The sequence below is a fragment of the Micromonospora endolithica genome (assembly GCF_003626595.1).
Lineage (GTDB): Bacteria > Actinomycetota > Actinomycetes > Mycobacteriales > Micromonosporaceae > Micromonospora > Micromonospora endolithica.
This window is the reverse complement of record NZ_RBAK01000002.1, coordinates 527,885-552,321: the sequence shown is the minus strand read 5'-3', so window position 1 is coordinate 552,321 and position 24,437 is coordinate 527,885. Positions and strand designations below refer to the sequence as shown.

At 68.1% G+C, this 24,437-nt stretch carries 21 protein-coding genes and 2 tRNA genes; 16 read left to right on the top strand and 7 right to left on the bottom strand.

What is annotated here, in order from left to right; translation table 11 throughout:
• Positions 1 to 145 precede the first annotated feature (145 nt).
• The 3 genes from D7223_RS08425 to D7223_RS34240 all read left to right on the top strand — a co-directional run bounded on the left by D7223_RS08425 (position 146) and on the right by D7223_RS34240 (position 3,897).
• On the top strand, positions 146 to 1,813 hold the full coding sequence (locus D7223_RS08425; protein WP_120726751.1) for a copper resistance CopC/CopD family protein: 1,668 nt from the start codon (positions 146 to 148) through the stop codon (positions 1,811 to 1,813).
• Positions 1,814 to 1,831: 18 nt separating this feature from the next.
• Positions 1,832 to 2,575: a YcnI family copper-binding membrane protein gene (locus tag D7223_RS08420; RefSeq protein WP_120726748.1), complete on the top strand. Its 744-nt coding sequence runs from the start codon at positions 1,832 to 1,834 to the stop codon at positions 2,573 to 2,575.
• A 140-nt stretch (positions 2,576 to 2,715) separates the two neighbouring features.
• Positions 2,716 to 3,897, top strand: a complete 1,182-nt coding sequence (locus D7223_RS34240; RefSeq protein WP_420330300.1) for a hypothetical protein — start codon at positions 2,716 to 2,718, stop codon at positions 3,895 to 3,897.
• Positions 3,898 to 4,056: 159 nt separating this feature from the next.
• Here the strand turns inward: D7223_RS34240 and D7223_RS08410 are convergent, their stop codons facing one another.
• On the bottom strand, positions 4,057 to 5,325 hold the full coding sequence (locus D7223_RS08410) for a glycosyltransferase family 87 protein (RefSeq protein ID WP_120726746.1): 1,269 nt from the start codon (positions 5,323 to 5,325) through the stop codon (positions 4,057 to 4,059).
• 67 nt (positions 5,326 to 5,392) lie between these two features.
• On the opposite strand from D7223_RS08410, the gene orn reads away from it, so the two are divergent.
• Positions 5,393 to 5,989 carry an oligoribonuclease gene (gene orn, locus D7223_RS08405; protein ID WP_120726744.1) on the top strand — a complete coding sequence of 199 codons (597 nt, stop codon included), beginning with the start codon at positions 5,393 to 5,395 and terminating at the stop codon, positions 5,987 to 5,989.
• A gap of 116 nt (positions 5,990 to 6,105) precedes the next feature.
• Positions 6,106 to 6,178, top strand: a tRNA-His gene (locus D7223_RS08400).
• A 57-nt stretch (positions 6,179 to 6,235) separates the two neighbouring features.
• On the opposite strand, the gene D7223_RS08395 is transcribed toward D7223_RS08400, so the two are convergent.
• A complete protein-coding gene (locus tag D7223_RS08395; protein WP_120726742.1) occupies positions 6,236 to 7,516 on the bottom strand; it encodes a L,D-transpeptidase in 1,281 nt (426 codons plus the stop codon).
• A gap of 130 nt (positions 7,517 to 7,646) precedes the next feature.
• Complete coding sequence (locus tag D7223_RS08390; RefSeq protein WP_120726740.1) at positions 7,647 to 8,909, bottom strand: L,D-transpeptidase; 1,263 nt, start codon at positions 8,907 to 8,909, stop codon at positions 7,647 to 7,649.
• A 187-nt stretch (positions 8,910 to 9,096) separates the two neighbouring features.
• Here D7223_RS08390 and D7223_RS08385 point away from each other — a divergent pair.
• Positions 9,097 to 9,172, top strand: a tRNA-Lys gene (locus D7223_RS08385).
• A 182-nt stretch (positions 9,173 to 9,354) separates the two neighbouring features.
• The gene (locus D7223_RS08380; protein WP_147252595.1) at positions 9,355 to 10,473 is read left to right on the top strand and encodes a hypothetical protein; all 1,119 of its coding nucleotides are present in this window, start codon (positions 9,355 to 9,357) and stop codon (positions 10,471 to 10,473) included.
• A gap of 337 nt (positions 10,474 to 10,810) precedes the next feature.
• Here the strand turns inward: D7223_RS08380 and D7223_RS32440 are convergent, their stop codons facing one another.
• The 3 genes from D7223_RS32440 to D7223_RS08370 all read right to left on the bottom strand — a co-directional run bounded on the left by D7223_RS32440 (position 10,811) and on the right by D7223_RS08370 (position 13,741).
• On the bottom strand, positions 10,811 to 11,071 hold the full coding sequence (locus tag D7223_RS32440; RefSeq protein ID WP_147252594.1) for a hypothetical protein: 261 nt from the start codon (positions 11,069 to 11,071) through the stop codon (positions 10,811 to 10,813).
• A gap of 136 nt (positions 11,072 to 11,207) precedes the next feature.
• Entirely contained in the window at positions 11,208 to 13,376 is a 2,169-nt protein-coding gene (locus D7223_RS08375) for a caspase family protein (RefSeq protein WP_238161714.1), read from the bottom strand.
• Positions 13,373 to 13,741, bottom strand: a complete 369-nt coding sequence (locus tag D7223_RS08370) for a hypothetical protein (protein ID WP_120726734.1) — start codon at positions 13,739 to 13,741, stop codon at positions 13,373 to 13,375. The genes D7223_RS08375 and D7223_RS08370 overlap by 4 nt, the downstream gene beginning before the upstream one ends.
• Before the next feature lie 824 nt (positions 13,742 to 14,565).
• Here D7223_RS08370 and D7223_RS08365 point away from each other — a divergent pair.
• The 4 genes from D7223_RS08365 to D7223_RS08350 all read left to right on the top strand — a co-directional run bounded on the left by D7223_RS08365 (position 14,566) and on the right by D7223_RS08350 (position 18,360).
• On the top strand, positions 14,566 to 14,715 hold the full coding sequence (locus D7223_RS08365; protein ID WP_158610841.1) for a hypothetical protein: 150 nt from the start codon (positions 14,566 to 14,568) through the stop codon (positions 14,713 to 14,715).
• Positions 14,716 to 15,341: 626 nt separating this feature from the next.
• The gene (locus tag D7223_RS08360) at positions 15,342 to 16,508 is read left to right on the top strand and encodes a glycosyltransferase (RefSeq protein ID WP_120726730.1); all 1,167 of its coding nucleotides are present in this window, start codon (positions 15,342 to 15,344) and stop codon (positions 16,506 to 16,508) included.
• On the top strand, positions 16,505 to 17,836 hold the full coding sequence (locus D7223_RS08355; RefSeq protein WP_238161711.1) for an aromatic ring-hydroxylating oxygenase subunit alpha: 1,332 nt from the start codon (positions 16,505 to 16,507) through the stop codon (positions 17,834 to 17,836). Before D7223_RS08360 ends, D7223_RS08355 begins: the two co-directional genes overlap by 4 nt.
• Positions 17,833 to 18,360 (top strand): aromatic-ring-hydroxylating dioxygenase subunit beta, encoded by a 528-nt coding sequence (locus tag D7223_RS08350; RefSeq protein ID WP_120726728.1) that lies wholly within the window; start codon positions 17,833 to 17,835, stop codon positions 18,358 to 18,360. The genes D7223_RS08355 and D7223_RS08350 overlap by 4 nt, the downstream gene beginning before the upstream one ends.
• 54 nt (positions 18,361 to 18,414) lie before the next feature.
• Here D7223_RS08350 and D7223_RS32725 read toward each other — a convergent pair whose 3' ends face one another.
• The gene (locus D7223_RS32725) at positions 18,415 to 18,555 is read right to left on the bottom strand and encodes a hypothetical protein (protein ID WP_158610840.1); all 141 of its coding nucleotides are present in this window, start codon (positions 18,553 to 18,555) and stop codon (positions 18,415 to 18,417) included.
• A gap of 41 nt (positions 18,556 to 18,596) precedes the next feature.
• On the opposite strand from D7223_RS32725, the gene D7223_RS08345 reads away from it, so the two are divergent.
• The 5 genes from D7223_RS08345 to D7223_RS08325 all read left to right on the top strand — a co-directional run bounded on the left by D7223_RS08345 (position 18,597) and on the right by D7223_RS08325 (position 24,397).
• Positions 18,597 to 18,983 (top strand): carboxymuconolactone decarboxylase family protein, encoded by a 387-nt coding sequence (locus D7223_RS08345; protein WP_120726726.1) that lies wholly within the window; start codon positions 18,597 to 18,599, stop codon positions 18,981 to 18,983.
• Complete coding sequence (locus D7223_RS08340; protein ID WP_120726724.1) at positions 18,973 to 19,509, top strand: hypothetical protein; 537 nt, start codon at positions 18,973 to 18,975, stop codon at positions 19,507 to 19,509. The genes D7223_RS08345 and D7223_RS08340 overlap by 11 nt, the downstream gene beginning before the upstream one ends.
• 123 nt (positions 19,510 to 19,632) lie before the next feature.
• On the top strand, positions 19,633 to 20,577 hold the full coding sequence (locus D7223_RS08335; protein ID WP_120726722.1) for a glycosyltransferase: 945 nt from the start codon (positions 19,633 to 19,635) through the stop codon (positions 20,575 to 20,577).
• A 210-nt stretch (positions 20,578 to 20,787) separates the two neighbouring features.
• Positions 20,788 to 22,620: an ABC transporter ATP-binding protein gene (locus tag D7223_RS08330; RefSeq protein WP_158610839.1), complete on the top strand. Its 1,833-nt coding sequence runs from the start codon at positions 20,788 to 20,790 to the stop codon at positions 22,618 to 22,620.
• Entirely contained in the window at positions 22,613 to 24,397 is a 1,785-nt protein-coding gene (locus D7223_RS08325) for an ABC transporter ATP-binding protein (RefSeq protein WP_120726718.1), read from the top strand. The genes D7223_RS08330 and D7223_RS08325 overlap by 8 nt, the downstream gene beginning before the upstream one ends.
• Positions 24,398 to 24,437 lie beyond the last annotated feature (40 nt).

Genomic DNA, 24,437 nt, shown 5'->3' with positions numbered 1-24,437 from the left:
TCCTTCGGCCCTTGGATGGCCTGCGCCACGTCGGGAACTTTTTCCGCACCGGCATCGACTATCCGCTCATGGACCGCCACCACCTCGGCCGCGACCGCGGGAGCCGGCCGCCCCGGGTGGGCGGCCACGGCTGTTCTGGGCGAGCATGGCCGGTATGACTGCCGTCTATCGCCGTTGGATCGCCCGGTGCGCCGCCACCGCCGGTCTGCTGGTCACCGTCGTCGCCCTGCTGCTCGCCCCGGCGGGCCCGGCCAGCGCCCACGCGGTGCTGGTGAGCAGCAGCCCGAACTCCTCCGCCGTGGTGCCGGCGGCGCCGTCCGAGGTGGTGCTGACGTTCAGCGAACCGGTCCGGCAGGTCACCGGCAAGATCCGGGTCATCGCCCCGGACTCCTCCCGCGCCGACCGGGGCGAACCCGTCTTCGACGGTGCGGTGGTGACGATCCCGGTCGACCCGGCCGGCGCGCGTGGCACCTACCTGGTGAGCTACCGGGTGATCTCGGCGGACAGCCATCCGGTGTCCGGGGCGTTCACCTACTCCGTCGGCGCGCCCTCCACGCCACCGGTCGACTCCGGCGACGACAGCCGGGCCGACCCGGTGGTCGGCAACGGCATCAAGGTCGCCAAGTACGTGGGCTACGCCGGCCTGGCGCTGCTGGTCGGGCCGGCACTGGTGCTCGCCGTGCTCTGGCCACGCCGGCTGTCCCGCGCCGGTCCCGCCCGGCTGGCGTGGGTGGGCCTGGGCCTGGTGGCGCTCTCCACCGTGGCGACCGTCTGGTTGCAGGTGCCGTACACCAACGGCGGTGGTCCGTTCGACGTCACCGGCACGGGCCTGTCCGGCACGCTGGGCAGCACCTTCGGTGCCGCGCACCTGGTCCGGCTCGGTCTGCTCGCCGCGGCGGTGTTCCTGCTCCGTCCGCTGTTCGCCGGGCCGGTGGGCCGTACCGACCTGGTGATCCTCGGTGTCCTCGGCACGGCGGCGCTGCTGACCTGGCCGCTGTCCGGGCATCCGGCGGCATCGCCCGCCCCGGCCGTCTCGGTGGTCGTCGACGCCGTGCACCTGGGCAGCATGGCCGTATGGCTGGGTGGCCTGGTGATGCTGGCCGGCTTCCTGCTGCGTCGCGCCGACGAGCGGGAGCTGGGCGCGATCCTGCCGATCTGGTCCCGTTGGGCGGCACTGGCCGTCTCGGCGCTGCTGCTCGCCGGCACCGTGCAGGCGTTGATCGAGGTGGCCACCCCGAGTGCCCTGGTCGACACCACGTACGGGCGGCTGCTGCTCGGCAAGATCGGCCTCTTCGTGCTGGTCCTCGGGGTGGCCGCGTACTCCCGGGCGCTGGTCCGGAGGCGCACCGCCGCCGGGCGGCCGGCACCGGTGCGCCGGGCGATCTGGGCGGAGCTGGCGATCACCGCGATCGTGCTCGGCCTGTCCGCGTCGCTGGTGCAGACCACCCCGGCCCGGACCGCGGTCAGTGACACCACCGGCGGTGGGGAGAGCGGCTACTTCTCCGCCACCCTCACCAGCTCGCTGTACTCGCTCCAGGTCGAGATGGACCCGGCCGAGCGGGGCAACAACACCGTGCACCTCTACGCGTACGACCCCGACAACCGGCCGCAGCCGGTGGTCGAGTGGCGGGCCACCGCGGCCCTGCCGTCGGCCGGCATCGAGCCGATCGAGGTCCCGCTGCTGCCGCTGACCGACAACCACGCCACCGGGGAGATCAGCCTCCCGGCGGCGGGGGAGTGGCAGCTTCGCGTCACCGTCCGTACGTCCGACATCGACCAGGCCACGGTGACCGCCACCGTGCCCGTCCGGTAACCAGAGAGGCTCCATCCGATGATCCGTTCCCGGCGCTCCGCAACCGCCGCCGCGCTCGCCCTCGGTGCCGTCGCCACCGCCGTCCTCGGCTTCGCGGCGCCCGCCTCGGCGCACGTCACGGTCAACCCGAAGGAGGCGACGCAGGGCAGCTACGGCCGGTTCGCGTTCCGGGTGCCCAACGAGAGCGACACCGCGTCCACCACCAAGGTGGAGGTGGTGCTGCCGGAGAACGCGCCGGTCGGGTCCGTGTCGACGATGCCGGTGCCGGGTTGGACGGTGGCGGTGGAGAGGCGCAAGCTCGACCAGCCGGTCGAGGTGCACGGCAGCCAGCTCACCGAGGTCGTGTCGAAGCTGACCTGGACGGCCGCCACGGACGCCGGGGTGAAGCCCGGCCAGTTCCAGGAGTTCCCGGTGTCACTCGGCCCGCTGCCCACGGTCGACACGATGGTCTTCAAGACCCTCCAGACCTATTCCGACGGCAACGTGCAGCGCTGGATCGAGGAGCCGGTGGCCGGCGCCGAGGAGCCGGAGAGCCCCGCGCCGGTGCTCACCCTGGCCGCCGCCGCCCCGTCCGGCGCGCCCACCCCCGCCGCCGCGAACGCCGGCAACGCCGCCTCCGCCGATGAGGACGATGACGACGCCGAGGGCTCTGGCCTGGCGGTCGGCCTGGGCGTCGCCGGTCTCGCCGCCGGCCTCGGCGGACTGGCGCTGGGTGGGCTGGCGTTCGCCCGTACCCGCCGGGAGCCGACGCGGAAGTCCTGAACCGAGGTCGACGAGCGGCCCGCCGGGGAGGTCCCCGGCGGGCCGCTCGTCGTCGTGCCCGTTGCCGTGGATATCCGCTGATCGGCGGCCTCGCGTCGGTAAGGTCGGCCGGGTATCCGCTACGGAGGGGGACGAGGCGAATGCGGTTCGTGCGGACGGTCGCGGGAATGGTGCTGTTGGTCATCGGCATCCCGGCGCTACTGGTGGGCACGGTGCTCTGGCAGCTCACCCGGCACGCCGACCCCGGCGGAGCCTTCACCGCACGGACCGAGACCGTACACACCGCCGGCCACGCGGTCGTGGTGACCGATGTGGACGCGTTGCTGCGTACCGAGGCGCCGTTCGCCCGTGCCGGTTCGTCCCGGCTGCGCCTCACCGCGCGCACCCCCGACGGCCCGGCGTTCGTCGGTCTGGCACCCGCCGAGGAGGTCCGCCGCTGGCTGGACCCGGTGCCGCACGCCGAGGTCCGCCGGGTGGCGCTGTCCCGGGGACCGCTGCCGGTCCGCGTCGCGCCGGCCGGCACGGCGGCCGGGCCGGTCGCGCCGGTGCCGCCGGTCGGGCAACCCTTCTGGGTACGCGACGGCACCGGCACCCTCGAGTGGTCCCCGGCCGACCTGGCCGACCGCCGGCTGAGCCTGGTCGTGATGCGTCCAAACGGGCGGGCCGACCTGCGCCTGGACCTGCGGGCGGAGTGGCGGCCCGGCTGGACCGGTCCGGCCACGGCGGGTCTGCTGACCGGCGGCGTGCTGCTCGTCGTGCTGGGCGTCCTGCTCCTGCTACGTCCGGTCCGGCCCCGGGAGGTGGTGTTCGTGGTCGAGCCGGACCAGGTGCCGGTGCTGGCCGGCCGGTTGGGCGTGACCTCCCTCAGCGGCCTCGGCGCGCAGCCCACCCGCGACGACGACCGGCCACGGGTGACCGCCCGGCAGTTGGTGTCGGTCGGCGCGGCCGAGCGGTCACGGCCCGCCCTGGACCCGGTGCCGGACGAGCGCCCGGCGACCCTCGCCGATCTCGGCACCCACCCGCCGCTCACCTGGCCCCCGAGCGCCCCCGCTCCCACCGCGCCGCCCACCACCGCCACGTCGCCGGGTGTCGCGCCGCCGGCCGCCGTGCCGCCCGTTGTCGGCCCGCCCGCCCCCTCGGCGGCCGCCGACACGCCGCCTGTCGTCGGGCCGTCTGTCGCGGCGCCCGCTGCCGTCACGCCGTCCGATGCCACGCCGTCTGCCCCTTCGCCGGCCGCCGTCATGCCGGCCGCCGTCATGCCGCCCGGCGGGGCCCGCCTGCGCCCCGCCGCCCCGGTGGCCGAACCTGACGTGCCGAGCTAGCTGTGGTGCCGGGGACGGCGGTCACCCCTGGTGACGGGTGGCCGGCGTGGGGAGTGTGGAGACGGCGGCGGCCCTCCGCGCTGCCGACGCGGAGGGCCGCCCTCACCGGGGGATCGGTGACGCTTGAACCTGCCGAGTCCAGATTAACCCCTTAGGGGGTTAGGCGGGAATAGTGTCCTTTTGCAGAGACTTCTTCACCCGCATCCGGGTGGGCAGGAGGACCAACAGCGCGAGGGTCAGCAGCACGTACGCGTTACGCAGCACGAACTCCACCGGAGTGTCGGTGGGCACCGGGGCGATGCCCCAGTCCTGGAACGACACCAAGCCGTACACGATGATCGCGGAGACGACGGCGGCGGCCACGGTGAGCCGGCGACGCCGCCGCGCGCCGGACGGCGTCGCCGGGTCGGCGTCGAGCGCGGCGTCGACCAGCAGCACCACCGCCGGGATCAACCAGTAGATGTGGTGGATCCAGGTGATCGGACTGACCAGCGCGCCCACCAGGCCGGTCAGGGTGAGCCCGGCGAGGGTGTCACCGGCCCGGGCCGCCCGGGCGGCCCGCCACAGCCCGTACCCGACGACGGCCGCGACCAGCACCAGCCACACCACCCGGTCCGCCCGCTCCGGCACGGTCAACCGGCTCAGCAGCCCGAACAGCGACTGGTTCCCGGTGTAGTCGGGGCGACCCACCCGCTGGGTGTTCCACAACTCGTGGGTCCAGAACCGCCACGAGTCGCCCGGCGCGACCGCCGCGGCGAGCAGCGTCGCGACGGCGGCCGTCGCGCTGGCCACCGCCGCCGCCCACCAGCGCCGGCAGGCCAGCAGGTAGACGATGAAGATGCCCGGAAAGAGCTTGAGCGCCGTCGCCAGCCCGATGCCCACCCCGGCCCACCGGCGGGCCTGGGGTACGGCGAAGAGCAGGTCGGCCAGGATCAGGACGACCAGCAGCATGTTGATCTGACCCAGGGTGATCGTCTCGCGGGTGCTCTCCACGGCGAGCACCAGCAGCACCGCCACGGTGAGTGTGAACAACCGGGGCAGGTGGTGCCGCGCGATCACCGGGTCGACCAGCCAGCGGGTGGTGACCACCACCCCCAGCACGGTGAGCGCGGTGAAGACGGTCACCGTGGTTCCCAGCTTGAGCAGCCCGAACGGCCACAGCAGCAGGGCGCTGAACGGGGGGTAGGTGAAGTACAGCTCACCCTGCACCCGGTCCGGCTGGACGTAGTCGTAGAGCGGGTTGTCCGCCCGCCACCAGTCCATCGCCGACATGTAGATCTTCAGGTCGAAGAACTCGTGGCTGAGATTGCGCAGGTACAGCGCCGGCAGCACGGCCGCGAGCGCCAGCACGGTGACGAGACGACGGACCGTACGGCTGCCGTGGTCGTCCTCGTCGACGGCGGGCGGTGTGACGGGTTCGGCTGACACGGGGAAACCCTAGCGGGCGCTCTCCATGTCGGTGCGCGGCGCGCGGTCGAAGGGCGGCGCGTAGGCTGTGCCGGTGGCTGATCTTCTCGTGTGGATCGACTGTGAGATGACCGGACTCGACCTCGGCCGGGACAAGCTGATCGAGGTGGCGGCGCTGGTCACCGACCCCGATCTCAACGTGCTGGGCGAGGGCGTGGACGTGGTGGTGCACGCCGACGAGGCCGCGCTGGACGCGATGCCGGAGATCGTCCGGACGATGCACGCCAAGTCCGGGCTGACCGACGAGGTCCGCCGGTCCACGGTCACCCTCGCCGAGGCGGAGGACCTGGTCCTGGACTATGTGAGCAGTCACGTCAAGGACCCGCGTTCGGCCCCGCTGTGCGGCAACTCGATCGCCACCGACCGGGGCTTCATCGCCCGGGACATGCCCCGCCTCGACAACCACCTGCACTACCGCATGATCGACGTGTCGTCGATCAAGGAGCTGTGCCGGCGCTGGTACCCGCGGGTGTACTTCGGGCAGCCGCAGAAGGGCCTCGCGCACCGGGCGCTGGCCGACATCCGGGAGAGCATCCGGGAACTGGAGTACTACCGGCGCACGATCTTCGTGCCGCTGCCCGGCCCGGACGTGGAGACGGCCAAGGGGATCGCCGCGGAGCTCTGAGGTCCACCGATCCCGCCGGTCCGCCGACGGCGGCAACCCGCTGGACGGCGGCCTCCGTGGTGGGGGTATGATTTCTCCGCACCCGCCCGGGGCGATCGACCGGCGCGGCGGGCATGGTGGCTGTAGCTCAGTTGGCAGAGCACCGGGTTGTGGTCCCGGTTGTCGTGGGTTCAATTCCCATCAGTCACCCTTTGCACCACGAAGGCCCCCTCCACTCGGAGGGGGCCTTCGTCGTCGCCGCCCATGTCACGGCGTCGGCGTGATCTCCGGGGAGACCGTGGGACCGGCGGTCGGCTCCGCCGCCGCCGGCTCGTACGGCAGGGCGCTGCCCTTGACGTACTCGTCCCAGCTCATGTTCCATTCGGTCCAGCCGTTGTCGTTCTCCAGCTTGCGTTCGGTGCCCTTGACGGTGATCGGGTCGCCGATGCGGGTGTTCGAGAAGAGCCACGCGCCGTTGGCCATCGACACGTTCACACAGCCGTGCGACACGTTGACGCGGCCCTGCTGCCCCTCCGACCACGGCGCGGCGTGGATGAACTCGCCACCCCAGGTCAACCGCTGCGCGTAGTCGATCTTCGTGCGATAACCGTCCTCCGGGCCCAGCTCATCGAACGTGTCGAAGACCGTCTTGCGCAGCTTCTCGATCACCACCATCGTGCCGCTGGACGACGGGGTGCTCTTCTTGCCGAGGCTGACCGGGATGGTCTTGATCACGGAACCGTCCTTCGTGACGGTCATCCGCTTGGTCTTGTTGTCCACCGTCATCACCACCGCCGGCCCGATCTTGATGTCCACGGTCAGGTCGGCGCGGCCGTACCAGCCGTCACCGATGGGCAGGCCCCCGGCCTGGACCCTGTACGACACGGTGCTGCCCGCCTTCCAGAACTCCTTCGGGCGGTAGCGGATCTCGGTGGGGCTGACCCAGCGCCAGATGCCCTCCTGGGCCGGCGTGGAGGTGACCGTCATCCGGCGCTGCACGTCGTCCCGGTAGTCCTCCGGCACGTTCCGGCTGAACTTCACGATCAGCGGCATGCCCACGCCCACCACCTGGCCGTCGCCGAGGAAGCTGCTCACCCGTACCTGGTTGGCCGGCTTCTTCATGGTGGTGAAGGTGCTGGTCGCCGTCGCGGACCTGCCGTCGTCGCCGGTCGCCGTCACCGTGGCGGTGTACGTCTGGCCGTACTCCAGCGCGCCGGCCGGCAGCCAGCTCGCGCCGTCGGGGGCCAGCGTGCCCTCGACGGACTTGCCGGCGGCGTCCTTCAGCTCGACGGTCGTCTCCTGGGCCTCCTTCGCGGTGAAGGTGATGCCGGTGGAGGCGGGTACGTCCTTCGCGTCGGCGGCCGGCTCGGCGATGGTGACGGCCGCCTTCGGGGCGTCCGGAGGGGCGTCGCCGCCCTGCCAGCCGGGCTCCTTCCCGCCGTCGGAGGTGCAGGCGGAGGTGAGCGCCAGGACCACGGCGAGCAGGCCCGCCGCTAGCACCCGGCGTCGGCCGCCGTGCCGGTTCCGCTGGTCGGAGACAGCTCGCATGATTCCCTCACAGTCGTGGTGCCAGGTTGCCCATCGTGCCTCACGGACGTGTCAGGACCAGTACCCGTTCCAGAAGGTGAACCGAAACACTCCGAGTGCAATGTCCGAATTCTGACATGGGCGGTCTCCGTCAGAACGGTGACCCGGCGCCCTCGGCGGGCACCGGCAGCGCGCTGCCCTTGCGGAACGCCGACCAGCTCAGGCTCCAGGCCGTCCAGCCGTTGCCGGCGTCGAGCTGGCGCTCGGTGCCCTTGATGGTGATCGGGTCACCGATCAGCGTCTTGCCGAACAGCCAGCGGGCGTGCGCGGTGGAGACGTTCACGCAGCCGTGCGAGACGTTCTGCCGACCCTGCACGTGCTCCGACCAGGGCGCGGCGTGGATGAACTCGCCACCCCAGGTCAACCGCTGGGCGAAGTCGATCTCGGTGACGTAGCGGTTCTCCGGGTCCGGGTCGTCCCTGGTGTCGAAGACGGTGGACTCCATCTTCTCCATCACGACCATGGTGCCGCTGGAGGAGGGGGTCTTCTTCTTGCCCAGGCTGACCGGCAGGGTGCGGACGACCTCGCCGTTCTCCCGTACCGTCATCTGCTTGGTGGCGTTGTCCACCGTCATCTCGAAGGCGCGGCCGATCTTCGCGGTCGCCGTCCGGTCGACGTTGCCGAAGCGACCGTTGCTCAGCGGGATGCCGGCCAGCGCGATCCGCACGTCGATCGTGGTGCCCGGCTTCCAGTACTCCTTGGCCCGGTAGTAGGCCTGAGAGCCGTTGTCGATCCAGTGCCAGGCTCCCGGCTGCGGCGGGTCGGTCTGGACGAACATCCGCCGCTGCACCGCTGCCCGGTCCTTCTGCGGAATGCCCGGGTGGAACTCGGCGACCACCGGCATGGCCACGCCGTAGGTCTTGTCGTCGAAGAGGTAGAGGCCCGAGCTGATCACCTGGCTGGGCTTCTTCATGGTGGTGAAGGTGCTGGTGCCCTCGCTGCTCGTGCCGTCGGCGCGCGTGGCGGTCACCGTGGCGGTGTAGCGGGTAGCCCACTTGAGCGGTGCCGACGGCACCCAGGAGGAGCCGTCCGCGCGCAGCCGGCCCTTCACCGTCCTGCCGTCGGCGGCGGTCAGGGTGACCTCGGACACCTTCGCGCCGTCCGGCAGCTCGGCGCCGATCTCCACGCTCGCCGGGCGGCTCTTCGCGCCGTTCGCCGGTGTCACCACCAGGGGCGGTCCGCCGGGCGACGCGGGCACGGGGGAGCCCGTCGCGCCGGCCGGGGCGCTCGCCGACGGCGCGGCGCCACCGACGAACTCCGCTTCCTGCTTCTCGGTGCCGCACCCGCTCAGTGCCACCGCCGCCACCAGCGCCAGGGCACCCACCATCGCCCCGGACCGCGTGAACGTGCCCATCCCCACCTCTGTTCTCGCGTCCTCTGGCGGACATCGTGCCGTATCGACGCCCGGAGTCGACGCCCCCGCCCGGGGTCGGTGGGCGTTTTGCTCCCTTCGACCGGTAAGCGGGGCCGAAGGGGGGAGGTGCAGAACGGATTGGAACCCGCCTCGGAGGGCGTGCTAGTGTTCTCCCCGTTGCCGACGAGCGCCGCTAGCTCAACTGGCAGAGCAGCGGACTCTTAATCCGCGGGTTCGGGGTTCGAGTCCCTGGCGGCGCACCACCTCTGATCAGGCCGTATAGCCATTGGGCTATACGGCCTTGATCATGAGTGGGGCTCGGATGGGACCTCCTCCAGGCCCACGTTTTGGAGGTCGCATCGCTGGGCTGACCTGGGCGAACAATGATCGAATCCTGCGGATTCGTGCTTGACCCTGGTCCGCGTGCCTGGGAATGCTTGTCCTCGTGTCGGTCTACGCATTCGATGACGTCCGTCGTGAGTTGTTGGTCGTGTGGCCTGCGGTGGTGGGCTGGGGTGCCCGGGTCGTGGGGCAGCTGCGTCCTGCTGTCTCGGCCGAGACGGCAGGACGACTCACGGGTGAGTTGACCCGGCTGTCCCAGGCGTTGTGGGGCAGCTATGTCCGACCGGCGTCCGGCGGTGATGACGAGCAGGAGCGGTGGAGTGTCGTGCACGACGCTGTGCAGGAGCCGAACCTGCCGGATGCCTCCGGCCAGTTGCTGGTCTCCTATGAGCCGGTTGAGGAGGCGGCGCATCGGCTTGGTCGGGTGCTGCACGGGGCTGGTGATGCGGCGCTGACGGGCGCGGTGGTGTCCGAGGTGCGGTGTGAGGTCGACGCGGTGCGTCGGGCCGGCTTGGGAGATCTGTCGGGTCGGGCGGTTCAGGCGGCCTTGGTGGATCGTGTGGATGCGTCTCCGCTCCAGGTCAGTGCGGCCGACGAGGTGCTGCGTGCGGATCCGCTCGGTGGTGGACTGCTGTCGGTGGCGGTGGACCCTGCTGCCGCGTGTGTGGCTGCGGCGCACTGGCTGGCCGCCGCGGCGGTGGTCGCCGGCGAGGAGTCCGGCAACAGTGCAGCTGGTGTGTTCGCGGATGCCGATGACATTCAGGCAGTGTCGGTGGAGGTGCCGACTCTGGTGGTGGGGCGGATCGTGGATGGCGGGGTGTCTCCGCGTCGGGTGGTGATGGATCTGCTTCGGGCTGCTGTGGCGGCCGGTGAGGGTGTGATCGTCGATCCGGATGGGGTGGCCGCCGACAACGCCCGGATCCAGTCGTTGGTCGCTGGACTGTCCGCTGCCGAGCGGGCAGAGGTGTTGGCATCGGAGCCGGTACGGGCGACGCTGTTGGATCCGCGGCGCCCGGCGCGGGATCTGCTGGAGCATCTGCTCGACGGGATCGCGTCGTGTCGTCTGCTGTTTGCCGAGTACGCCGACGACGAGTTCGACGACGAGCCCATACGGCCCTCCGATGAGGGCGGGGCCGCATGGGATGCAGCGGAGCCCGGAAAGTTGGAGTTCGTGGTGTTGGTTCGCCAGGAGGCCGAGCAGTCAGGTGGCCGGCTGAGCTGACCCTGACCCGTGCGCCGCTGCCGCAAACCACCGACTCTCATTGCCGTTGACCGCCACGCCGTCCGTGCACGCCCCTCGCTGGCGTTACTCGGAACTCAACGGACGAACCTCGCCGGAGCCCTGACGCGTGTCTCGACACCGTCTGGGGTGCTCGTTGCTGGGATTTCGTTGCGCCCCACGAAGTTGTGCCTCCTTGGGTATCAGCGGTCGATCGCGGCCATGTTGGCCTTGTTATGGCGGTCGCCGGTTGCGGGCTCCTGTCATGGAACGTGACGGTCCCGAGTTGGGCGTTTGTGCACGGACGGCGGCAGTAGAGTGACTTCATGAATGGTGAGGGTCACGCAGAATCCACGTCGACGTAAGCCTTGAGTTCAAAAAACTTCCTCGACTGGCGACGGCATTCATCGAGCGCATAGGGGTCATTGGGTTTCCAGCTAAGCCACTGCTTCATCCAATGCAGGATCTCTTCATTCCTGTGCATCGATTGCCCATTAACGACGAGCGCTTTATAGATGCGGGATTTATCGGCATCTGAAGCCCCTTGATTTTCGGCCGATTTTAGCTGCAGAGAACACGAAAGTCCGTGAATCTCGCCCACGACGCACAGGTTAAAGATCAAGTTGGGCGGATGGGGACGTGCGGAGTTGCTCAGCCGACGGCTCGGCGGATGCAACGTGGATGACGGTGGCCAGGTACAGCCAGCTCTCCCAGTTGGGTCAGTCGAGGACGATCGGTCACGGCTGCTGCTCTGTACGTGGCTGATCGATGTTCGTGACCGTGACTGCCGGGTCGGTTGTAGCCGAAGCAGTCTGTGCACGGCGCATCCTCCGGACGTCGACGATGATGATGACGACCAGTGCGATCAGTGGGATGGTGCAGCCGACGTTGGCAATCACGGCGGACGGTGTTTGGTTGGCCGTGGGCTTGCCGTCAGCGCCGGTCCAGCCGCCGTCGGCGGTGATCGCAATTGCGGCGATCTCCATGATGAGGAGAAGCGTGGCGCTGGCCCACATCAGGCCGCGTAGCGTCCAGCGGATCCTGGCGGCGCGTCGTGCACGACGGCGAGCATTCTCGAGATCGTGGAGCGTTGCCTCGTGGATCGGCATGGGTAGGTCGAGTTTGGCGGGTGGTTGAGCGAGCCAGGCGGCCATGGAAACGCGGTCGGCGGGTACGAGCTGTGCACTGACGGCGTCGACCCAGGTGCCGCGTAGGCCGGCGCAGAATCCGGCGAGGTAGGCCGGGGTGGGAATGAACGTCGAGTTGGTGGATCCTGCTGGTGCCGCGTGTCCGCCGAGGTGCTGGGCGAGATCCACCAGCCACGAAGGCACTGGGGTGCCGACTGGTCCTGGCGTTTCCGAGGCGCGGCCCCACTGGTGACGCCAGGGGACAAGCCACCGTACGACATCGAACTGATTGCTCACGAGCGTGTCGAGAGCATGCAGTGGTAGTCGGATGACCCAGCGTGAGGCGTCCCGCTTCCCGCGGTGGTACTCAATATCGGTGGTGGCCGCCTGCTCATGGTGCGATCCGCCTTGGCGGGTAAGCCGTCCTACAAAGCTGATTACCCCACCGTGGCTGTCGGGGAGGGGTTGGAACCCACGAGCAGCGACGGCCGGGGACACCGTTGGTGTCGTGCTGGTGTTGGTGCGGGCGTCCGTGGTGCGGGGCCCAGGCGCGGGAGGTGGGTGTGGTGCTGAAGCAGCTTCGGTGCACGCCGGAATCGTCGTGCCGCTGTGAACGTTGCTGACCGCGAGCTGTACTGCGTGACGGAGGCTTCGCATGGCGTCGTTGACGCGCCAGCTGAAGGAGACTGAGTTGTCGTCGGTCATGGGCGGTCGCCCGGCGTGCGGGCCGAAGCGGCTGACCGGGGCCGGCGTCACTCCGAGTGGAACAACCTGAAAGTAGCCGTGGTGAAAGCGGGTGGCGTCCTTGGCGGCTATTCCGGCGAGCTGGCTGACGTGGTAGCGGCGTTCGCCCTTGTAGATATTGCCGACGCCGTCCTTACCGATGACGATCCAGTCACCGTCGAACGATACCCACCCCAGAACGCCTCGGACGAGCACTGGATCCGCGATGCGCGGATGGGTACGCGCTGGCTTCGGGAGGGCCGCGATCACAGGTGTGGACGGTGATGCCGGCGTTTGGACGGCGTTCGAGACGACCAGGGTTCCTTCGCCCATGCCGAGCCGACGCGGACGCTGCGGTGACGGCCCGCTGACGACCTGTTCGTAGACGTATTCGTACAGTTCATCGACCGTGACCTGACCGTCGCGGTTCAGGTCGGCAGCGCCGGTTGCTAGTCCCGCGATGACGGCGTCGGTGAAGTACGACGGGCGGATTTCGGCCGACTCGGCGTCCTCGAAGCTGACTTCCGTCTCGCCTGAGGCAGTGAGGACGGCTACGCCGCTACCTCTGGGTAAGTCCTGCACCAGAGACTCCACGCTGACGGCGCCAGCCGATCGGGCCTGCATGCCCTTGATGAAGGCTCCGCTGAAGCAGCAGTCGACCAGGACGAGAGTGGCCTTGGACCGGCTGGCGTTGATGCGCTCCCGGACCCAGTCGGCTGACACTGCGGTCGAACTAAGATAGTCCCGCTCGGTGTCGGTGAACGCAAAGTATAACCGGCCCCGATTGTCCTGTACGCCGTGGCAAGACAGGTAGAGCAAGTTCATGCCGTCGGTGATGCGGGCAGAAGAAAAGAAGCCTTCGATAGCGCGCTGCGCCTGTCGGCTGTCGGCGTTCACCTCAGCGGTCACCGTATACCCGCAGGTGTCCCGGCTGCGCAGCACTCGGGTTAGCTCTTCGACGTCTCGGCAGGGCGACCGTAGCTGCGCGAGCGAAGGGTCGGTGAAGCTGTCGCAGCCCAGGAGCAATGCTCGACGTCGTTGCCTGGCCCCAGTCACGGCATCCGGTCGATGTTTCGGAGGAATGCGGCCAGCATCTGGTCCCGCTGTGCCTTGGTCACCGGCCCGCGGAACCGATGTCCGTTAATCTCCAGCTCCACGTCACGCGGCTGGCGGCTCAGCCAGGATGCCACGACCGCCATGACGCCTTCCATGACTGCCGGCGCTACCGCAACAACGAGCGCTCCGATGGCAAGGGCCTCGCCCGACTTGGCTCCTGCCGGTACCTCACCATCGTACGGAGCTCGCAAGCTCTCCACATCGGATGCCCACAGCGTCTCGACCAGGTCGTCTGCCAACTCCTTCAGTCGGCCGTCGTCGAGGTTAGGGCAGGCTACCCGGATGTCGACGTCCACCGTTTCCATTCACGCACACCGTTCGATGAGAGAGATCAGCCCTAGAGCGAGGTTGACACTAGCGGGGGCCTGGCAGGCACCCTCTCCTTCGCACGGTCGATTTCACAATCAGGTAACCGACAGAAAATCCACCTACTGCGGGGCGAGGTTTGCTGGCGTCCGCCCGGCACGCTGCACGAGTGCGTAGAAGCCCGCCACCGCCGCAGCGTGCCGGACGGGACTCGTCGGGCCCGCGGTCTACTCGCGGGTAGAGCTGAGCGACGTGCGGGTGGGGTCGAGGGGTACGACACCCGCTGGCCGATAGACACCGCGCTCGCACGGACGTTCTGGTCGGCCTGACTCCAGATCAGGCCGACCAGACGAGAGTGGGGCGCACTTAACTTAGCCGGTTCCAAATTCTGGTAGCTACGCCACAGCTGGCGTTTAAATTGTCGGCTTAGCCCGTTCGGCGACGCCAGTTGCTTGGGGGGGCCGTAGGGGGACCGGACGTCCCGGAGCGGTCCGGCATGAGCTGGTACTGCGCGACACGCTCTCGGGCTCATTGCCTGCTCAGGCGGCATTGGCTAGCACTAACCATCATCCTCTGACATCGACGAGCGTGGACTCTTAATCCGCGGGTTCGGGGTTCGAGTCCCTGGCGGCGCACCAACGATCAAGGCTCTGACCTGGTGGTTCACACTGGGTCGGGGCCTTCTTCGTTGTCTGGTCGGATGGCGGTCGCTCGGTGGGTGCTCGGGAGCCGGTGCACCGGGGCGGCGTTGCCGGACATGTGGTTGTTCCGTGGACGCCTGCGCTCAGTGGGCAGCACCGGCGACCCGCGGCGGGTGGTGGACATGACCGCCTGGCGAACCCGCGACGAGGCCGAGAAGGCGATCTTCGCCGGAGTTGACGGCTGGTACGACACGCGCCGCATTCAGGCTTGCCGGATCAGCCATACGCGGTCCGGGGTTCGGCACCGTGGGCGGCGCGCGCTGCGCGCGTGACAGTGGGTGTCATAGTCAGCCTCCTTTTGTTCGGCCCGCAGACCATGTGCTCTGCGGGCCGATCGGGTGGCCGTATTGGAATAAGACAGGGAAAGGCCCCTACCGAAGAACGGGGATCTCAGGTAGGGGTCTCGTTTGCGGCCCGGGATCGGTTAGCCGGCGACCACGGCTCGGAGCTCGACCAAGGTGACATTTCAAACTTCGTCGACGCCATCGCATGAAATCCGGCGACTCGGCCGGAATGGTGGTGAGCCCGCGGCGGCGTTATGGGTGTGCCGACAACGTCGAGGCATTGACATGGATCATGCTTTCCGGCACACTTTCCGCAGTCGCCTCGGCGCAGACGGCGGCCCTTTGTTGCAGGTTTGTTTCCGAGTAGTAAACGTAGCTGGGCCCGCGTCCCCACAACGGTGGTGGGGAATGCGTAGATCCCCGTATCAGTATTTGGACATCGATGGTTCCTTCGCCTGCCAGGCGTCCCGCGTGCCTGCCGGCGGTTTTCTTCCGCTCGTGCGTCCCGGTCTCGACTCGTCTCTGAAGGCCGGGTGTCGTAATCGTGGCCGAGCGGTTGATCCCGGCCCAGATCTTGGGTCGGCCCATTCGTTTTCCCATGGATCGGAGATCTAGTGCGCATCGCCTTCCTCACCACAACTCAGCATGGTCACCTCAACCCGTACATTCCGGTGGTCAATGCGCTCCAAGCCGCCGGCAATGAGGTGGTGCTGCTGTTGGTGTCTGCGGACGGTGGCGCGCTCGGCGAGCAGCGTCGCCAGACCCTGGGCGCGGCGGAGGTCCACATGGTCGGGCAGGTCCAGATGGCGCCGTGGAGCGACGATCCGGCAAAGATCGGTCCGATGCTCGCATCGTCACCGTTGGCGGACCAGGTGGCTGATGCGCTGCGGGCGACGGCGCCGGACTTCGCGCTGCTCGATTCGCTGCCGGTACTGGCGGCAGCGATGGCCGGGGCGCAGGCGTCCGGTGTGCCGTACGGGATGATCTGGGCAAACCTAGGCGGAGTATGCCCGAAGGAGCGTCGGCAAGGTCGCTGGCTGTACGACGAACAGGTTGGCGACTATCTGACCAGGCGCGGGGTGTTGTGGTCGACCCGGACTCATTCAGCGCGTTCGCCGATTCTCAATGTGATGCCGACGATTCCCTCGCTCGTCGGGGATGAAGCGGTCACCGACGACGGTGTGCAGCTGGTCGGGTTGCCGGGTGCGGCAGGCAAGCGCGGCGACGAGGTCGCCTTTCCCGGCCTGGCGGAGATCGACGTCGGACGTCCGCTGGTGTTCGTCTCCTTCGGCACGATTTTCTTCAGGCGGCCCGACCTCCTCCGCACGGTCATCATGGGGGCGGTGAAGACCGGTGCGCAGGTGATCGCCGCGGTGGGGGATCTCGCTGAGGAACTCGCGCTGCCCGCTGACGTGCTTACCGCCCCGTACGTGCCACAACGTGAGGTCCTTGAGCGCGCCGATGTGTTCATCACCCATGGCGGCTACAACTCGGTGGCGGAGTCGATCCGGGCGGCGACACCGATGCTGGTGATCCCGCTAGCTGTGGATCAGCCGATCCAGGCGTACTTCGTGGAAACCGCGGGCTTCGGGACGGCATTGGAGCCGGCCGACGTCTCGGAACAGGCGGTCGCTGACGCTGTCACCGATCTGCTCGATCCCGGCCGGGACTACCGGGCGCGGCTGCGCGCGGCGCAGCCCGAGTGCGGCGATTCCGCCGCGCGCACGGCAGAACTGGTCATCAGCGCGGGCGAGAAGCTACAGCGAAAGAGGGAGCAGTGACGATAGAACTGCAACGGCAGGTGGACGACCGGATCGTGTTCGATGATCTTGAGAGTCTCTCATTCCGGGTGGACCGCCGGGCCTACACCGACGACGACGTGGCCGCGCGGGAGATGACCAAAATCTTCGATCGCTGCTGGTTGTACGTCGGGCACGAATCGGAGGTGCCCGCGCCGGGCTCCTACGTGTCCCGTGACGTCGGAGGGCGCCCGGTGGTCATGGCGCGCGGCTCCGACGGGGTGATTCGAGTGTTCGCCAACAGCTGCCCGCACCGCGGGGCCCTGATCTGCTCGCAGTCAGCCGGGCAGGCCAGATCGTTCCGGTGCCCGTACCACGACTGGACATTCTCCAACCAGGGCGACCTGGTCGGAGTTCCGCTTCCGGACGGGTACGGGCCAGGCTTCCGCAGGTCCGACTTCGGCCTGGCGCGGCACCGTAGCGACAGTTACCGGGGTTTCGTGTTCGCGACCTTCGATCCTGAGCAGCCACGCACCTTGACCGAGTATTTGGCGGGCGCGACGGAGTACCTCGATCTGATTGCCGACCAGTCCGCAGTGGGAATGGAGGTGATCCAGGGTGCGCAATTGCACGGGGCTCGGGCCAACTGGAAGCTCATGATGGAGAACAGCGTTGACATCTACCACTTCCGCGCCCTGCACAAGCGTTACGTGAGCTACATCGAGTCGCTCGGGACAATGGCACCGCGACGACGAGGCGGATTCGCCCGCGCTCTCGGACGGGGGCATGGCGCCAATGAGTTGGTACCGGCGGCAGCCCGACCGCTCGCCTACTGGACGCCGATGTTTCCCCCCGAGGTCAGGTCACGGATGGAGGCGACGGCCGCACGGTTCGTCGAACGGTTCGGCGCCGAACGCGCCCAACGGATCACTGGCGCCAATCGGGCGTTGATGATCTTCCCCAATCTGATGATCATCGACGCGATCGGGATCACCATCCGCAAGATCGACCCGGTCGGTGCCGGCCAGATGTCCATCACCTCAGTCGCGCTGGCCCCCAAGGACGAGGATCCGGATATCCGGGAACTGCGTAAGAGTCACTACCTGACCTTCCTCGGTCCCGCCGGCTTCGCCACCCCCGACGACATCGAGATCATCGAGTCCTGCCAGCGGGGCTACCTCAATCGCACGCTCCGCTACTCGGACCTGTCACGCGGTATGGCCAAGGAGGTCCCCGAGACCACCGACGAACTCCCCGCCCGCGAGTTCTGGCGGCAGTGGGACCGGCTGATGCACGACGGCGACGACGATCACGAGGAAGCTCACCACGTCACTCAGCGGGCCGAGAGGCAAGGGGCGCAACGGCGATGACCACCGACACGATCAACACCGAGCCGGCGGTGGACGAGACGGCCCAGATGCGGTTGTGGCACCGGGTGAGCCAGTTTCTCTTCCGTGAGGCGCGGCTGCTCGACGAGTGGCGCCTGCGCGAGTGGTACGACGAGATGCTGACCGACGACGTCCGCTACACCGTGCCGGCCACCGACGTCCGGGGCGAGTCGGCCGATGCGCTCGGGCTCATCGACGACAACGCCGCCCGGCTGCGCCAGCGGATCGAGCAGATCCTCAACGGCGAGGTGTGGTGCGAGAATCCCCTGTCGCGGACGAATCGGATGATCAGCAACGTGGAGATTCTGGCTGATCGGGGCACGCACCTCGATGTGGCGGCGAATGTCGTCGTGTACCGGTTCGGGCACGGGCGCTCTGACTCCTACGTCGGAAAATGTCGGCTCGAACTCGCCGTCGAGGGAGAGTCGTTCCGGGTCCGGAGACGTGTCGTGGTGCTCGACCACGAGAGTCTCTACGAACACGGAAAGCTGAGCATCATCCTCTGAGGTCTGACAGAGACACGGCCCTCCGCACAGCTTTGGCGCAGGGGTGGGTCCGGTTCAGGCTGCGCCGCACCTGCCGCGCTGACCGGTGACGTCGGTGGCGGCGGGGTCGGCTGTGCCGTCGCGGCCCTCTTCGATGTGTACCGACATCTGCGCCGCGCCGCTGCTCGTCGCCTTCGTGGCGTCGTAGAAATTCACCACTGTCCGACCGGCCACCTGGCAACACGAAGGAGTGATCGATGAACCAGCCGCTTGCCCGACATGAGCGGGGTGAGGCCATGTTCAAGCACGTCTTCGGCCGCGAACCCCGCCCAGGCTCCTACCCCGATTTCCTGCAGCTCACCATCGACCACCTGTTCGGTGAGATCTGGACCCGCCCGCACCTGAGCGTCGAGGATCGCGAATTGATCGCGCTGACCGCGGTCACCCTGGCCCGGACCGACTGGGAGCTGCGCGGCCACATCGGTGCCGCCCTGAACCTCGGGATGCCACGAGAGAAGATCGTCGAGATCATCATCCAGCTCGCCTACTACGGGGGCTGGCCGGTGGCGAACAACGGGCTGCGCATCGCCCAGGAGGTATTCGCCGAGCTCGACACCGGCAAGGACACCGACCATGACCAGTGACCCTGCTCCCCTCGACCCCGCCGTCAAGGTCGACCTCTGGCGGCAGCGGTTCTTCGAGGCCCAGGCGGCCGCCGAAGAGTTCATTCTGGGTATGCACGGCGATGAGGGCGTGTCCGCGTGGATCCAGGCGAACTCGCGCATCACCGCAGACCTGCTGCAATCGCAGCGGCCCGCCGGAGAGTCGGCCACCGTTCACTTCATGACCCGGCTCCAGCGCCAACTGCTGCTTTACGACTCGGCAGTGACCAGCGAGCCACAGCCTTCTGGCACCGTCCTGCGCAACGCCGAGTGTGGGATCCTGCGGTACCGCAAACAGGCCGCCGGTGCCGGCGTCAAACTGACTTTCATATCACCGTGCCCGTACTGTCAGGAACTCAACACCGCCATTGCCGCCCGCTACGTCGAATCGGACGTCACCGTGTCGTGCGAACAGGCAGGCGACGGATGCACCTGGCGCGCGGAATCCCTCCACGCTTCAGAGAACGGCGCAGCCGGGTCACCTGACCGCGGTGGAACCGTGGATTAGACCGACAGCAGCGCCGTCGGTCGTCGGCTGTCGGCCGGCGGTTGGACATCGAGTTTTGAAGAATTTCATGCTCGGCTTCCCGCGTGGGGAATTCCGTTTTCCGCTCTGAGATGGAGCCCGTCGATGAAGGCATCAGTGGTTGTGCCGACATTCAACTCGTCCGTGTTGCTGGACAGGTGCCTTCGCACGTTCCGTGCACAGAGTCTGGCTGTCTCCGACTCCCTCGAAGTGCTCGTCGTCGATGATGGATCGACCGACTCGACAGCAGAGACGGTGCAGCGTCACGTGAGCGCGGACTCCCGGTTCCGCTACCTGTATCTGCCTCGTTCTGCAACATCGTCCAGAAGTGCCGCAAGAAATCGCGGTGCAGAAGAAGCGACCGGCGACATCCTGATTTTCGTCGACGGCGATCAACTGGTTCCGCCCACCTTTGTCGATCGGCATCTCCGCCACTACCGAGTTATTTCCGCGAAGAAGGCCGTCATCGGCTTCAGAAAATATCTGCGGATTCCGGAAGCGTTCAACGAACATTTTGTGAAAGACGGCAGCGAGGAATTTCTTGGCGGCATAATAAAGAGCGACATCAGACTGGACCTGCTGAGTCGCCTGAGCGGCGCCGGCGGCGGTCCGAAGACATCGTGGCATCTGTTCTTCACCTGCAACGTCTCTGTTCCACGCGTCGACTACAAGCGCGTCGGTGGATTCAACGAGGAATTTCGGGGATGGGGCCTGGAGGATTCCGAGTTGGGGTACAGGCTGGAGCGCTCCGGCACCCAGCTCGTCTTCGACGAAGAAAGCTTCGCCTACCATCAAGGGCCACCTCTGCGCCCCAACAAGCCTGTCTACGAGGGCTGGCTGAAGAACTTGAGCCTATTCATCGCTCTGCACAGGGACGCACCTGAGGTGATCTTGCAGGCCATGCTTGCGCCAATCTTCAACCCCGCTGTCGGCGCCAACTGGATCGATCTCTACGAGCAGTTCGAGATGTGCGCGAGGTCGACCCCCACGGCCTCTCCCGGGGCACGTGTGGAGGTTGCGGACGGCGAGTTCTCCGTTCCTGTCGCCTAGGCAGAGTGGGGCGGACGGTTCCGATACTCATCCATCAACGTGTTCGCCTACATCTCAGCACGTCGTGTGCAGGGCTCCGCCATGCGCCGACAGGGCTCACAGCCGCACGGAAGGCGCCTGGTGGTGACGATGCACGAAAGGTCTGTGTGGGCGGAACTTGTTCACGGCCACAGATCGCGCCTCGGCGGGCGAATGAGAATTCTGCACCTGGTGCCCAAGGCCGGCTGGTCGCTGGTCTCGTCCGCCGTGATGATCCAGATCGCCGCAGGGGTCCTGCCGGTCGCGTTCATCCTCGCCACCTCGGCCGTGGTCGCCCGGGTGCCGGACGCGGTAGCCGGCGGGCTCGGGTCGGCGGCCTGGAGCGACCTTCGGACCAACTTGATCCTCGCGGCGGCCGCGTTCTTCGGAGTGCAGCTGCTGCTGCCGGTACAGGAACTGCTCGGCAACCTGATCCGCCGTCGCCTCGACGATCTCGTCCGTGACCGGTTGATGGCGGCCTCCCAAGCGAGCGGCGGCGTGGCCGTCATGGAGGATCCGGAGCTGCTCGATCACGTCGCCGACGCCAAGGACCGGCTGCGGACCGAAATGTGGTCGCCGGGTGCCGCTGGTGCCGGTCAGATCGCGCTGATCTCGCGGTACCTGCAGACCGTGCTCGCCGCCGGGGTCACGTCGGTCGTCTTCGTGTGGTGGGCCGGGCCGGCTCTGCTCGTCGCGGCCCTGACGATCCGTTTCGGCTACCGGCTCGGCCTGTCGGTGTTCACCGAGGTCTTTCGGAGCACCGCCCGGCTGCGGCGCCGCAGCGAATACCTCCGCACCATGCTGCTCCAGCCCGCGGCGGCGAAGGAGTTGCGGGTCTTCGGCCTTCTGCCCTGGTTGAAACAGGAGTACACGACGGCCGCCATGGACGCCGTGCTCCCGGTCTGGCGGGCCCGGCGCCGGCTGTTCTACGGCCCCTACATACTCTATGTTCTTGTCGCCTTCGTGCTGCTGGGCGCGCTGCTGACGGGAGCGGCTCAGGCAACGGCGGCCGGACTGCTCGGCTTGGGCGGGATGATACTCGTATTCCAGGCGTCCCTGGCCGCCATGAGGATCGGCGGGTTCATCGCCGAGTCCGATGTGGCGACCGAGCAGGGCCTCAATGCCTACCGGTCGGTGGAGCGGATCGAGAGGATGAGCGAAGCCGACGCCCGCACCACCGAGAGCGGCCGGGGTGATCCGGCTGGACTGCCCAGGACGGTGCTGCGATTCGACAAGGTGTCCTTCGCCTACCCGGGCGGCCTACCGGTGCTGAGCGACCTCGACCTCACCATCGAGGCAGGCCGGTCGCTGGCGATCGTCGGCCTCAACGGCGCAGGCAAGACGACCCTCGTGAAACTGTTGGCCCGGCTCTACGAACCGACGGCCGGAGCGATCACCGCTGACGGCGTCGACATTCGGACCTTCCCCACCACGGCGTGGCAGCGCCGGATTGCCGCGATCTTCCAGGACTTCACCCACTTCGAGTTGCCAGTGCGCGACAACATCGCTTTCGGCGCGATCGAGATGCTCGCAGAGCCGGAGCGTGCCGACAAGGTGGTCCGGGCCGCCCTGGAAAAGGTCGGTGCGGCGGATTTCGTCGACCAGCTCCCCCGCGGCCTGGAGACTCCACTGTCGCGGCGATACGCCGGCGGCGCCGAACTGTCCGGCGGGCAGTGGCAGCGCATCGCGATCGCCCGTGCTCTCGTCGCCGTCGAGGGTGGCGCCAGCATTCTCGTCCTCGACGAGCCGACCGCCAACCTGGACGTGCGGTCGGAGGTGGCGTTCTTCGAGCGGTTCCTCGACCTTACCCGGGGAGTCACCAGCGTCGTCATCTCGCATCGGTTCTCCACGGTGCGCCGTGCCGACCGGATCGTCGTGCTGGAACACGGTCGCGTCGTCGAGGAGGGCACCCACCAAGAGCTGCTCGCCCTCGACGGTCGCTATGCGGAGCTGTTTCGGCTGCAGGCCGCACGGTTCACCGAGGAAGAGGGGTTCACCGAGGAAGAGGTAGGAAGCGGTGAATAAGGTACTGCGCAGTGTCGGCGCGACGCTGGCCTCGGCGTGGCGGCTCAGCCCGGGAAGGCTGATCACCGCCGCCCTGCTGATGATGCTCGGCGCCGTGAGTGGACCCCTGCTGGCGCTTTTTCTGGGTGTGGCGGTCGACGCGGCCCTCGACCGGCGGACCGATGTCGCGGTCTGGACGGCGGCGGCCGCCGCCGTGAGTGTCCTGCTCAGCTTGACGATGGAGCACTTCGCCCACATCTTCTTCTTCGAGCTCGGCGATCTGCACAAGCAGGACACCGAACGTCAGCTCGGCGACCTGGCGCACGGGCCGGTCGGGCTGGCGCTGCACGAACGGCGGGACGCCGCAGATCGCTTCGAGCTGCTCCGACAGCAGTCGTGGACGCTGGGCCAGAGCGTGCAGACCGTCCTGGCGATCGGGGTGCTACTCACCCAGATCACCCTGACCGCCGTGCTCCTTGCCCGCATCGAGCCGTGGCTGCTCCTGCTGCCGATCTTCGGCGTCCCCCCGCTGATCGCCGGGCGGCTGGCCGAGAAGCGGCTGGAACGTGCCGAACTCGCGACCGCCGAGTCGACCCGCATGAGCTGGCACCTCTTCGATCTGGCCCTCAGCTCGACCGCCGCCAAGGAGATTCGGCTCTTCGGGCTCGGCGGAGAGCTCCGCCGCCGCCATGCGGCGGTCCGCCGTGAGGTGGACAGCCGATTGCGCCGGGCTGAACTTGCCGGCGCCGCCCTGCGGTTCACCGGTCAGCTGATCTTCGCGCTCGGATACATCGGCTCCATCGTCCTGGTCGTCCGCGCCGCTGTCAGCGGCGAGCGCACCGTCGGCGACGTTGTCCTCGCCATCACGCTGGCCGTGCAGACCAACGCGCAGGCTGCCGGCGCCGTCGCGCTCGCCCAGGCGCTGCAACGCAACGCCCGCGCCTTCGGCTGGTTGAGCTGGATCCGCGATGCCACGCCGCCGGAATCCGGCCCGCCGGCTGACCAGACACCGCCCGCCGTCCTCACCGACGGCATCGAGCTGCGTGACGTCGCGTTCCGCTACCCGGGCACCGACACGGACGTGCTGCGAGGCCTCAGCATGCGCATCCCTTCCGGCACGATCGTCGCTATCGTCGGCGACAACGGTTCCGGCAAGTCCACCCTGGTCAAGCTGCTCTGCCAGTTCTACCGGCCGACCGCAGGCGAGATCACCATAGATGGCGTCGACCTGCGACGGCTCGATCCGCTGGGCTGGCGCCAGCGGATCTCCGCCAGCTTCCAGGACTACATCCGGCTGGAGTTGCGGGCCAGAAGCAGCATCGGCCTCGGTGACCTGCCTCGACTCGACGAACCGGGCGCGGTGGAGCGGGCGATCCGGCGAGCAGACGCGGAGGGGGTGATCGACCGGCTGCCGATCGGCCTGGAGACCTACCTTGGCAAGTCCTACGACAACGGCGCTGAACTGTCGGGCGGGCAGTGGCAGCGCATCGCGTTGAGCCGGGCGATGATGCGCGACGATCCGCTGCTGCTGTTGCTCGACGAGCCCGCCGCCGCCTTGGACCCACTGACCGAGCACGCCTTGTTCGACCGGTACTCCGACGCGGCGCGTGACGTGGGCATCCGTACCGGCGGCGTCACCGTCTTCGTGTCACACCGGTTCTCGACCGTTCGGATGGCTGACCTGATCCTGGTCGTGTCGGACGGACGGATCGCAGAGTCCGGCAGCCACGACGAGCTTCTGGCGCTCAACGGGATGTACGCCGAGTTCTTCAGCCAGCAGGCGGACGCGTATCGCTGATCATCAAGGCCTCGTCCGATCGGCGGCGGTGGTCGGTGGG